This is a genomic window from Citrobacter sp. Cb028 (assembly GCF_030336705.1).
GTDB lineage: Bacteria > Pseudomonadota > Gammaproteobacteria > Enterobacterales > Enterobacteriaceae > Citrobacter > Citrobacter braakii.
Genome location: NZ_JAOWCZ010000031.1, coordinates 323,881 through 334,509 on the forward strand (window position 1 = coordinate 323,881; position 10,629 = coordinate 334,509).

The following is a 10,629-nucleotide window of genomic DNA, read 5'->3' on the forward strand; positions in this document are numbered from 1 at the left end:
TAGCATTCACAACGAAATTACCCATGTTTCAGTTTAAGCGCCAATGATAGTGCATTCTGCGCTAACGGATCATGGGGAAAGATCACATCAGGCTGTAAATCATCAAGATGTTTGCCCATTATCGTGGCAATTTTACCGGGCCTGGCAAATACAGTAAGACCTTTCATAAATAACGAATCGGTAACCCGCTGTTGTTCATCCAGCGCGATGGCGACCACCACGCGGGGTTTAAACCGTCCACCGGAACGACCTACGCCAACCCGACCCCGCTGGCAGAGTTGATCAAACGCCCGGTTAAAGCGGGATATTTGCCAGCCACCGAGCGCCAGTTGCAGGCACCAGGCGATAGCGGCGACGGTAATCAGTGCGGAAACCATAATGTGCTCCTTTGATTTTGCCGGATGGCGGCTGTGCCTTATCCGACCAGATGTGTGTAGGCCCGGTAAGCGCAGCGCCACCGGGCAATCATGTTTCTTAGAACATCACCTGACCACCGGTCACGTTAATGGACTGACCGGTGCAGTAAGAGGCTTTCGGGCTGGCGTAAAACAGCAGCATGTTCAGCACGTCCTGATAATCGCAGCCGCGCTTAAGCGGAACCTTATCAATGTAGTACTGCTCGACTTCGTCTGGCTTAAGGCCAAGCTTGGTCGCATATTGCGGTAATAATGACTGAAACATCGGTGATTTCAGCAGATTGCCGAGCATCAGTGAATGCACGGTGATCCCGTACTCTGCCAGATCCAGCGCCAGCGACTGGGTTAAACCTACGCCGCCAAATTTTGCCGCGCTATAGCCTGAGTTGTGTTTACTGCCCACTTTCCCTGATTTGGAGTTGATCTGGATAATGCGTCCCTGGACGCCATCGCGGATCATCAGGCGTGAAAATTCCCGTGCGCAGAGAAAGTAGCCGACCAGATTCACCTGCAACGAGCGATCGAAATCCCCAAGCTGAAAGTCGCTGATAAACGCGGCTTTTGCGATACCCGCGCTGTAAACCAGCAGATCGACGCGGCCAAATATTTCATCCACTCCGCGCGACAGCGCCAGCACACTTTGTTCGCTGGTGGCATCAGCGCCAAAACCGTAGGCGGTGCCTTCGCCAAACTCGGCGTTAATTTCCTGCGCGACGTTGGCGGCTTTATCGCTTTGGATATCCACCACCGCGACGCGGTACCCTTCTGTCGCAAGCCCACGGCAAAGGAATGCCCCCAGGGTCTGGCCTCCACCAATGACAACGGCAACCTGATTCATCTTTATCTCCTTCAATCTTAAGCAATAAACTTCAAAATACAGCCCGGTGCGATACCGTCCGGTACGGGGCCCGCAACGTGTACGGTGCCGGGAAATTCCGCTTCACTCAGTCCGTCAAAACGCAGAGTGATATGCCCCAGTTCACGTAAGTTTTGTTCCGCCACGCTGCCAACGGCTGTGACCGGGTAGCGATGCTGGCTTAGCTCAAATTGGATCCCAGCCTGCAAAGAGCCGTTCAGCTCCCCATGGCAATGGATGAAGCAAAATTCTTCGATATCCGCAGGCGCGCCTTCACGAAAGGTAATTAGCATCTGGTCGCAGAGTGCATCCGGGGCGCTCTGGCCGATGCGGGTGATGGTGGTTTCATAAATCACGGTCATTTTTGAGTGCCTCTTATTGGTAAATAAAGCCGGAAACAAACCAGGCGATGAGAACGGTCGGTGCGCCGGTCAGAAAACGACTCACCAGTACGGATGGCACACCGACGCGGACCGTGTCCTGGCGCGCTTCGGCTAGCGACAATCCGACTGGAATAAAGTCGCATGCCGCCTGAGCGTTAATGGCGAACAGCGCAGGTAGCGCCAGATGCGGAGGAATGTTCCCCAAACCAATCTGTACGCCGATCAGGACGCCGATAACCTGGGCGATGACCGCACCAGGGCCGAGGAAAGGGGACAGCAGCGGGAAAGAGCAGATCAGCGCCAGGGTTACCAGCCCCAGCGGATGGCTGGCCAGCGGTGCGAGTCCATGGGCAATCCAGTCCCCCAGGCCAGACGCCATAATGATGCCGATCAGCGCCGAGACGAACGCCATAAACGGCAGAATGGTTTTCAGGACGGTATCGATAGTGTCTCGCCCGGCCTGAAACAGAACCGCAACGGCTGAACCCATTCCCATGCCGACTTTTGCCAACAGACCGTCGCTTTGTTCGGTAATTTTCTTGCTGGTGTCGTACTCGCGACCCATCGTGCTGTTTGCAGGCGTTGGCGCAGCGGATGCTTCACCGATAACGGTAATGTTTTCTTCTTTCACGCCAGAGACATAGATATCTTCGATAATATATTGGGCCAGCGGACCGGATTTACCCGTCGCGTGAATATTCACTGTTGGTATACGGCGTTTTGGATAGATCCCGCAGCGCAGCGTGCCGCCGCAGTCGATGATCGCCACGCCAATTTCGTTCTCTGGCGGCTCGCCTTCTTTGAAGCCATCAACGGCCTGCCAACCTGTCAGGCTGGCTATCCTGTCGACTATTACGGGGCGAGTCCCGGCGGTGATATAGACAATTTTCTTGCCTGGCTCGGCATCCAGTTCAAGCGGGCCGCCCCAGCCGCCGGTGCCTTTTTCAATACGAATACGCGTCATGATGCTGCTCCCGCCAGATGTACTTTCTGCTCAAGTTGAATGCCCATTTTTTTCTCAAAGATGGTGGTGGTGAAATCGGTCACCCAGCCGCGGAAGAAGTTGGTCACCAGGCCGACCAGCAAATAGCTCACTGCCAGCGGGCCGAGCGGAAGACCCAGCGTGGTCAGTCCGCTGGCGATCCCCAGATAGACGAACAGCTCACCGGGGTTGATGTGGGGAAATAAGCCGTTCATTGAATGGCAGCTGTAAGAGGCGGCTGCGTAGTAGCTGGGCTTGAACTTTTCCGGCATAAAGCGGCCCAGGCTCAGCGTCATAGGATTACAAAACACAAATGTGCCGATGCACGGCAGCAGTAGATAGCGGGACAGCGGGTTTCCGGCGCAGCGCTGGGCAAAACGTTCAATACGTTGCTGACCGATAAAGTTAATCAGCGCATTCATGATGACCAGCAGACTGATCAGCAGAGGCAGAATACCGGTCACCATGCCGGTAAACACCTCTCCGCCTTTCTGGAACAGTCCGATAAACCACTCAGCACCGAGTGTGATGGTGTCGATCATTATTCTCTCCTGTAGGGGTTTTAGTTATCTTGCCAAACGGTTACTAATTTTAATCAGATCGAAAGATTTAAAAGTGTTATTTTGATCGCAAAATGAAAGATAAATATTTTAATTTGAAAGATTGTGCGTGAGAACGCGCAAATGTGCCGGTCAGGAGTGCAAGAGGGGGGAAATTCTGTGAAGGAGAGCGACTACTGCTTCCTTGTGTGGCGGAGGATGCTTTACCATACTTCTCCCAGGCTGAATTTGTTTAATGGATGTCTCATGTTCAAGCGTCGTTATGTAGCGTTACTTCCCCTTTTCGTATTGCTTGCTGCTTGTAGCAGCAAACCTAAACCTTCAGAGACTCAAACGACTACGGGTACGCCATCCGGCGGCTTCCTGCTTGAGCCACAGCACAATGTCATGCAAACGGGCGGCGATTTTGCCAATAATCCGAACGCGCAGCAGTTCATCGAGAAAATGGTGAACAAGCACGGCTTTGACCGCCAGCAGTTGCAGGAGATCCTGTCGCAGGCCAAGCGTCTGGACTCGGTATTGCGTTTGATGGACCGCCAGGCGCCGACGACTCAACCGCCAGCCGGACCTAACGGTGCATGGCTGCGGTATCGTAAACAGTTCATCACTCCGGATAACGTACAAAACGGTGTGGCCTTCTGGAACCAATATGAAGATGCGCTGAACCGTGCATGGCAGGTCTACGGCGTACCGCCGGAAATTATCGTTGGCATTATTGGCGTAGAGACTCGCTGGGGCCGTGTGATGGGTAAAACGCGGATTCTGGATGCGCTGGCGACGTTGTCGTTTAACTATCCTCGTCGTGCGGAATATTTCTCTGGTGAACTGGAAACCTTTCTGCTGATGGCGCGAGATGAAAGCGACGATCCGCTCGATTTGAAAGGTTCTTTCGCAGGGGCGATGGGCTACGGCCAATTTATGCCATCTTCCTATAAACAATATGCCGTTGATTTCAATGGCGATGGTCACATTAACCTGTGGGATCCGGTTGATGCTATCGGTAGCGTGGCGAACTATTTCAAAGGCCACGGCTGGGTGAAAGGCGATACGGTCGCGGTTCCGGCGAATGGCCAGGCGCCTGGGCTGGCGAACGGCTTTAAAACCCAGTACAGCATTTCTCCGCTTGCCGCCGCAGGCCTGACGCCGCAGCAGTCTCTGGGTAATCATCAGCAGGCCAGCCTGCTGCGACTGGATATCGGTACCGGTTATCAGTATTGGTATGGACTGCCAAACTTCTACACCATCACCCGCTATAACCACAGTACCCACTATGCAATGGCCGTGTGGCAATTGGGTCAGGCGGTCGCGCTGGCGCGCGTGCAGTAATCATTTGTTATCGGTCTACAGGGGCAATTCCTTGTAGACCGAATACGCTATCCTGGTGCGTTATCCGGTACTCTTTTGAATGCGGTTTATCTATTTTCTGAATGCCCCTCGTAAAATTGTCTCCTCATCCCCATCTTGGTTATGAAAGTGCTATCTTGTCCGGCATATTTTTTTAACTGACAGAGGCTGAAATGACCGACAGTGAACTGATGCAGTTAAGCGAGCAGGTTGGCCTGGCGTTGAAAGCGCGCGGGGCAACCGTGACGACGGCGGAATCCTGCACTGGCGGCTGGGTAGCCAAAGCAATTACGGATATTGCCGGCAGCTCCGCCTGGTTTGAGCGCGGGTTTGTGACCTACAGCAATGAAGCCAAAGCGCAGATGATTGGCGTGCGCGAAGAGACGCTGGTCCAGCATGGGGCGGTGAGCGAACCTGTGGTGGTGGAGATGGCGATTGGCGCGCTAAAAGCGGCCCGCGCGCATTTCGCTGTTTCGATTAGCGGTATTGCGGGGCCAGATGGCGGCAGTGAAGAAAAGCCCGTGGGGACGGTATGGTTCGCTTTTGCCAGCGCGAGCGGCGAGGGGATTACTCGCCGGGAATGCTTCAGCGGCGATCGCGATGCGGTACGTCGACAGGCGACCGCCTACGCGTTACAAACCCTGTGGCAACAATTTCTACAAAACACTTGATACTGTATGAGCATACAGTATAATTGCCCCAACAGAACATTATCTATCACGTTTCGCGGTTTAACCCGAAAGCGGCATGACAGGAGTAATTAATGGCTATCGACGAAAACAAACAGAAAGCGTTGGCGGCAGCGCTGGGTCAGATCGAAAAGCAATTCGGTAAAGGCTCCATCATGCGCCTGGGTGAAGACCGTTCCATGGATGTGGAAACCATCTCCACTGGTTCGCTTTCTCTGGATATCGCATTGGGCGCGGGCGGTTTGCCAATGGGCCGTATCGTTGAAATCTACGGGCCTGAATCTTCCGGTAAAACGACGCTGACCCTGCAGGTTATTGCTGCCGCACAGCGCGAAGGTAAAACCTGTGCGTTCATCGATGCGGAACACGCACTGGATCCCGTCTATGCGCGCAAGCTTGGCGTTGATATCGACAATCTGCTGTGCTCTCAGCCGGATACCGGTGAACAAGCGCTGGAAATCTGTGATGCGCTGGCGCGCTCCGGTGCGGTTGACGTTATCGTTGTCGACTCCGTTGCCGCATTGACGCCGAAGGCAGAAATCGAAGGCGAGATTGGTGACTCTCACATGGGCCTTGCGGCACGTATGATGAGCCAGGCCATGCGTAAGCTGGCCGGTAACCTGAAGCAGTCCAACACGCTACTGATTTTCATCAACCAGATCCGTATGAAGATTGGCGTTATGTTCGGTAACCCGGAAACCACCACCGGTGGTAACGCCCTGAAATTCTATGCTTCTGTTCGCCTGGATATCCGTCGTATTGGCGCGGTGAAAGAAGGCGACAACGTGGTTGGTAGCGAAACCCGTGTTAAGGTCGTGAAAAACAAAATTGCCGCGCCGTTCAAACAGGCTGAATTCCAGATTCTTTACGGTGAAGGTATCAACTTCTACGGCGAACTGGTTGATTTGGGCGTGAAAGAGAAGCTGATTGAAAAAGCCGGTGCATGGTACAGCTACAACGGTGAGAAAATTGGTCAGGGTAAAGCGAATGCCACTAACTGGCTGAAGGAAAACCCGGCAACGGCGAAGGAAATTGAGAAGAAAGTACGCGAGTTACTGCTCAATAACCCGGATTCAAAACCAGACTTCTCTGTTGATGACAGCGGTGAAGATGTAAAAGAAACGAACGAAGATTTCTGATAATCTGACGTTATCGCACATAGAAGGGCTGCATACGATGCAGCCCTTTTCCATTTCTGAAGGCTCACTATGACAGAAGCAACTTCCCGCCGCTCCGCTTATTCCCGACTTCTTGACCGCGCTGTACGTATACTGGCGATGCGCGATCACAGCGAGCAGGAACTGCGGCGTAAGCTGGCCGCTCCGGTGATGGGAAAAAATGGACCGGAAGACATTGATGCAACGCCGGAGGATTACGACAAGGTCATCGCCTGGTGTATTGAAAGTCGTTATCTGGATGATGACCGCTTTGTTCAGCAGTTTATCTCCAGCCGTAGCCGTAAAGGTTATGGACCCGCGCGTGTGCGTCAGGAATTAAACCAAAAAGGGATTTCGCGTGAAGCCGTTGAACGAGCCATGCGCGAGTGCGAAATTGACTGGGCAGCACTTGCGCGCGCGCAGGCCATTCGTAAATACGGAGAACCTTTACCTGTAGATTTTTCAGATAAGGTAAAGGTCCAGCGCTTTTTGCTCTACCGTGGCTATCTGATGGAAGATATTCAGGCAATATGGCGAAATTTTGACGATTGAGCGCATACGGGATTTTACTTCCCAGTAAAGAAAACTTATCTTATTCCCACTTTTCGATTGCCAGAGGCGCAGTTTACGTGCCGATGCTGGTAATGACATTTCGTTAGCTTGATTTCTTCAGGATAATTATGAGCAAGAGCACCGCTGAGATCCGTCAGGCGTTTCTCGATTTTTTCCATAGTAAAGGACATCAGGTAGTTGCCAGCAGCTCCCTGGTACCGAACAATGACCCTACTTTGTTGTTTACCAACGCCGGGATGAACCAGTTCAAGGATGTGTTCCTTGGCCTCGACAAGCGTAATTATTCCCGCGCAACCACCTCGCAGCGTTGCGTGCGTGCGGGCGGTAAGCACAACGACCTGGAAAACGTCGGTTACACTGCACGTCACCATACTTTCTTCGAAATGCTGGGCAACTTCAGCTTCGGCGATTATTTCAAACATGATGCTATTCAATACGCATGGGAACTGCTGACCGGTGAAAACTGGTTTGCCCTGCCAAAAGAGCGTCTGTGGGTCACCGTCTATGAAACTGACGATGAAGCCTATGAAATCTGGGAAAAAGAAGTCGGCATTCCGCGCGAACGTATCATCCGTATCGGTGATAACAAAGGCGCGGCTTATGCTTCCGACAACTTCTGGCAGATGGGTGATACCGGCCCTTGCGGTCCGTGCACCGAAATTTTCTACGACCACGGCGACCATATTTGGGGTGGCCCTCCGGGAAGCGCAGAAGAAGATGGCGATCGCTACATTGAGATCTGGAACATCGTCTTCATGCAGTTCAACCGTCAGGCTGACGGTACCATGGAACCGCTGCCGAAGCCGTCCGTGGATACCGGTATGGGCCTTGAGCGTATTGCGGCCGTGCTGCAACACGTTAATTCCAACTATGAAATCGACCTGTTCCGTTCACTGATTGAGTCCGTGGCGAAAGTCACCGGCGCGACCGATCTGAGTAACAAGTCGCTGCGCGTTATCGCTGACCATATCCGCTCCTGTGCATTCCTGATTGCCGATGGCGTTGTCCCGTCGAATGAAAACCGTGGTTATGTGCTGCGTCGTATCATTCGTCGCGCGGTACGTCATGGCAACATGCTGGGCGCGAAGGATACCTTCTTCTACAAGCTGGTTGGTCCGCTGGTGGACGTCATGGGCTCCGCAGGTGAAGAACTGAAGCGTCAGCAAGCTATGGTTGAGCAGGTTCTGAAAACCGAAGAAGAGCAGTTTGCGCGTACACTGGAGCGTGGTCTGGCGCTGCTGGATGAAGAACTGGCAAAACTGTCCGGTGATACACTGGATGGCGAAACCGCATTCCGTCTGTATGACACCTACGGTTTCCCGGTTGACCTGACGGCGGACGTTTGCCGCGAGCGCAACATTAAGGTTGACGAAGCGGGCTTTGAAGCTGCAATGGAAGAACAGCGCCGTCGCGCACGTGAAGCCAGCGGCTTTGGCGCAGACTACAATGCGATGATTCGTGTTGATGGCGCCTCTGAATTTAAAGGCTACGAACACCTGGAACTTAACGGCAAAGTGACCGCGCTGTTTGTTGATGGTAAAGCGGTAGACGCAATTAACGCAGGTCAGGACGCAGTTGTCGTACTGGATCAGACTCCGTTCTATGCGGAATCTGGTGGTCAGGTTGGCGACAAGGGTGAACTGAAAGGCGCAGGCTTCGCGTTTGCCGTGAGCGACGCGCAGAAATATGGCCAGGCCATTGGTCACATTGGTAAGCTGTCTGCGGGTTCTCTGAAAATTGGCGATGCAGTACAGGCTGATGTTGATGAAGCTCGTCGTGCGCGCATTCGCTTGAACCACTCCGCAACGCACCTGATGCACGCGGCGCTGCGCCAGGTACTGGGCACGCATGTGGCACAGAAAGGCTCATTGGTTAACGATAAAGTGCTGCGCTTCGACTTCTCTCATACTGAAGCTATGAAGCCTGCTGAAATCCGTGCCGTTGAAGATCTGGTTAATGCGCAAATTCGTCGCAATCTGCCGATTGAAACGAACATCATGGATCTCGAAGCGGCGAAAGCCAAAGGCGCAATGGCGCTGTTTGGCGAGAAATATGACGACCACGTGCGTGTTCTGAGCATGGGTGATTTCTCTACCGAACTGTGTGGTGGTACTCATGCCAGCCGTACGGGGGATATTGGTCTGTTCCGTATTGTGTCTGAGTCAGGCACTGCGGCGGGCGTTCGTCGTATTGAAGCTGTGACCGGTGAAGGCGCTATCCAAACCGTGCATGCTGAGAGCGATCGCTTAAGCGATATTGCGCAGCTGCTGAAAGGCGATAGCCAGAATATTGGTGACAAAGTTCGTTCCGTGCTGGAGCGTACGCGTCAACTCGAAAAAGAATTGCAGCAATTGAAGGAACAGGCTGCGGCGCAGGAGAGTGCAAATCTCTCCAGCAAAGCGGTTGATATCAATGGCGTGAAGCTGCTGGTCAGCGAACTCGCGGACGTTGAGCCGAAAATGTTGCGTACCATGGTTGATGATCTGAAAAATCAACTGGGGTCTACCGTTATCGTTCTGGCAACGGTAGTGGAAGGTAAGGTTTCTCTGATTGCGGGTGTGTCTAAGGATGTGACAGATCGCGTGAAAGCAGGGGAACTGGTTGGAATGGTCGCTCAGCAGGTAGGCGGTAAGGGTGGTGGTCGTCCGGACATGGCGCAAGCCGGTGGTACGGATGCTGCGGCTCTGCCAGCAGCGTTAGCCAGTGTGAAAGGCTGGGTCAGCGCAAAACTGTAATAATTATAAGCGTAAGTCGACGCTGCGGACTTCAATCCGCAGCGTTTGTATCAACGCTATCGACAACGATAAAGTCAGGTTGAAGTTGTGTATATCGGCTAAACTTAGGTTTAACAGAATGTGATGCCGTGACTGCTTACACTTAGGTGTTTGTCATCGCTTACTTTTTGGCGTTATATGATGGATAATGCCGGGATACAGAGAGACCCGACTCTTTTAATCTTTCAAGGAGCAAAGAATGCTGATTCTGACTCGTCGAGTTGGTGAGACCCTCATGATAGGCGATGAGGTCACCGTGACAGTTTTAGGGGTGAAGGGCAACCAGGTGCGCATTGGCGTAAACGCCCCGAAAGAAGTTTCTGTCCATCGTGAAGAGATCTACCAGCGTATCCAGGCTGAAAAATCCCAGCAGTCCAGTTACTAAGGTTTTCGCGTCTCACCTTTCTGGTGAGGCGCAACCTGATTGAATTATCCCTTTTCTTCTCTTTTCTTCTTCGTCTTCCTCATTTTTTCGATTCTCATCCGCGTATTGCCTTTCCCTGCGATTTTTCCGTTTGTTCATTGCCTCAAGAAATTGCCAATTTATCTGTTGATAAAACACTCTTTTTGCCGTTTTTGCAGACTAATTGCGCGTGAAATGTGCAAACGATAAAAGCGCTGGAAAAATTGTTTGACTTATAAGTCCCAGAAAGTAATATGTGCGCCACGCAGCGACGATGAGCAGAAACAAGTTCTTCGAAGCACTCGCAAGAGGCGTGTTGGTGAGGTGGCCGAGAGGCTGAAGGCGCTCCCCTGCTAAGGGAGTATGCGGTCAAAAGCTGCATCCGGGGTTCGAATCCCCGCCTCACCGCCATTTGCATCCGTAGCTCAGCTGGATAGAGTACTCGGCTACGAACCGAGCGGTCGGAGGTTCGAATCCTCCCGGATGCACCAT

The 10,629-nt window shown here is 52.8% G+C and carries 11 protein-coding genes and 2 tRNA genes; 8 read left to right on the plus strand and 5 right to left on the minus strand.

The features are described from left to right. Nucleotides 1-17: 17 nt before the first annotated feature. From gutM to srlA, 5 genes are all read right to left on the minus strand, one after another. The gene (gene gutM / locus OGV75_RS09025; RefSeq protein WP_016154172.1) at nt 18-377 is read right to left on the minus strand and encodes a transcriptional regulator GutM; all 360 of its coding nucleotides are present in this window, start codon (nt 375-377) and stop codon (nt 18-20) included. Between the two features lie 97 nt (nt 378-474). Next, nucleotides 475-1,254: a sorbitol-6-phosphate dehydrogenase gene (gene srlD / locus OGV75_RS09030; protein ID WP_003037345.1), complete on the minus strand. Its 780-nt coding sequence runs from the start codon at nt 1,252-1,254 to the stop codon at nt 475-477. A 17-nt stretch (nt 1,255-1,271) separates the two neighbouring features. Then, nucleotides 1,272-1,634: a PTS glucitol/sorbitol transporter subunit IIA gene (gene srlB, locus OGV75_RS09035; protein WP_053389534.1), complete on the minus strand. Its 363-nt coding sequence runs from the start codon at nt 1,632-1,634 to the stop codon at nt 1,272-1,274. A 13-nt stretch (nt 1,635-1,647) separates the two neighbouring features. Then, entirely contained in the window at nt 1,648-2,619 is a 972-nt protein-coding gene (gene srlE / locus OGV75_RS09040; protein WP_286480571.1) for a PTS glucitol/sorbitol transporter subunit IIB, read from the minus strand. Continuing rightward, nucleotides 2,616-3,179 (minus strand): PTS glucitol/sorbitol transporter subunit IIC, encoded by a 564-nt coding sequence (gene srlA, locus OGV75_RS09045; RefSeq protein WP_016154169.1) that lies wholly within the window; start codon nt 3,177-3,179, stop codon nt 2,616-2,618. Before srlA ends, srlE begins: the two co-directional genes overlap by 4 nt. A 264-nt stretch (nt 3,180-3,443) precedes the next feature. Here srlA and mltB point away from each other — a divergent pair, with 264 nt between their 5' ends. From mltB to OGV75_RS09085, 8 genes are all read left to right on the plus strand, one after another. Further along, on the plus strand, nt 3,444-4,523 hold the full coding sequence (gene mltB, locus OGV75_RS09050; protein WP_286480573.1) for a lytic murein transglycosylase B: 1,080 nt from the start codon (nt 3,444-3,446) through the stop codon (nt 4,521-4,523). A gap of 191 nt (nt 4,524-4,714) precedes the next feature. Further along, nucleotides 4,715-5,212, plus strand: a complete 498-nt coding sequence (gene pncC, locus OGV75_RS09055) for a nicotinamide-nucleotide amidase (RefSeq protein ID WP_016154167.1) — start codon at nt 4,715-4,717, stop codon at nt 5,210-5,212. A 92-nt stretch (nt 5,213-5,304) separates the two neighbouring features. After that, nucleotides 5,305-6,369 (plus strand): recombinase RecA, encoded by a 1,065-nt coding sequence (recA, locus tag OGV75_RS09060; RefSeq protein ID WP_016154166.1) that lies wholly within the window; start codon nt 5,305-5,307, stop codon nt 6,367-6,369. A 69-nt stretch (nt 6,370-6,438) separates the two neighbouring features. Beyond that, nucleotides 6,439-6,939: a recombination regulator RecX gene (gene recX, locus OGV75_RS09065; RefSeq protein WP_016154165.1), complete on the plus strand. Its 501-nt coding sequence runs from the start codon at nt 6,439-6,441 to the stop codon at nt 6,937-6,939. Between the two features lie 128 nt (nt 6,940-7,067). Continuing rightward, nucleotides 7,068-9,695: an alanine--tRNA ligase gene (gene alaS / locus OGV75_RS09070; RefSeq protein ID WP_016154164.1), complete on the plus strand. Its 2,628-nt coding sequence runs from the start codon at nt 7,068-7,070 to the stop codon at nt 9,693-9,695. Nucleotides 9,696-9,933: 238 nt separating this feature from the next. Further along, a complete protein-coding gene (gene csrA, locus OGV75_RS09075) occupies nt 9,934-10,119 on the plus strand; it encodes a carbon storage regulator CsrA (protein WP_000906486.1) in 186 nt (61 codons plus the stop codon). A 336-nt stretch (nt 10,120-10,455) separates the two neighbouring features. Next, a tRNA-Ser gene (locus OGV75_RS09080) sits at nt 10,456-10,548 on the plus strand. 3 nt (nt 10,549-10,551) lie between these two features. Then, nucleotides 10,552-10,628 (plus strand) — tRNA-Arg (locus OGV75_RS09085). The last annotated feature ends 1 nt before the right edge of the window (nt 10,629 follow it).

Excerpts from the sequence above, each read along its gene's own strand:
- recX (WP_016154165.1), top strand. The coding sequence starts at position 6,439 with ATGACAGAAGCAACTTCCCGCCGCTCCGCTTATTCCCGACTTCTTGAC.
- recA (WP_016154166.1), top strand. The coding sequence starts at position 5,305 with ATGGCTATCGACGAAAACAAACAGAAAGCGTTGGCGGCAGCGCTGGGT.
- alaS (WP_016154164.1), top strand. The coding sequence starts at position 7,068 with ATGAGCAAGAGCACCGCTGAGATCCGTCAGGCGTTTCTCGATTTTTTC.
- pncC (WP_016154167.1), top strand. The coding sequence starts at position 4,715 with ATGACCGACAGTGAACTGATGCAGTTAAGCGAGCAGGTTGGCCTGGCG.
- srlA (WP_016154169.1), bottom strand. The coding sequence starts at position 3,179 with ATGATCGACACCATCACACTCGGTGCTGAGTGGTTTATCGGACTGTTC.
- srlE (WP_286480571.1), bottom strand. The coding sequence starts at position 2,619 with ATGACGCGTATTCGTATTGAAAAAGGCACCGGCGGCTGGGGCGGCCCG.
- mltB (WP_286480573.1), top strand. The coding sequence starts at position 3,444 with ATGTTCAAGCGTCGTTATGTAGCGTTACTTCCCCTTTTCGTATTGCTT.
- srlD (WP_003037345.1), bottom strand. The coding sequence starts at position 1,254 with ATGAATCAGGTTGCCGTTGTCATTGGTGGAGGCCAGACCCTGGGGGCA.
- gutM (WP_016154172.1), bottom strand. The coding sequence starts at position 377 with ATGGTTTCCGCACTGATTACCGTCGCCGCTATCGCCTGGTGCCTGCAA.
- csrA (WP_000906486.1), top strand. The coding sequence starts at position 9,934 with ATGCTGATTCTGACTCGTCGAGTTGGTGAGACCCTCATGATAGGCGAT.
- srlB (WP_053389534.1), bottom strand. The coding sequence starts at position 1,634 with ATGACCGTGATTTATGAAACCACCATCACCCGCATCGGCCAGAGCGCC.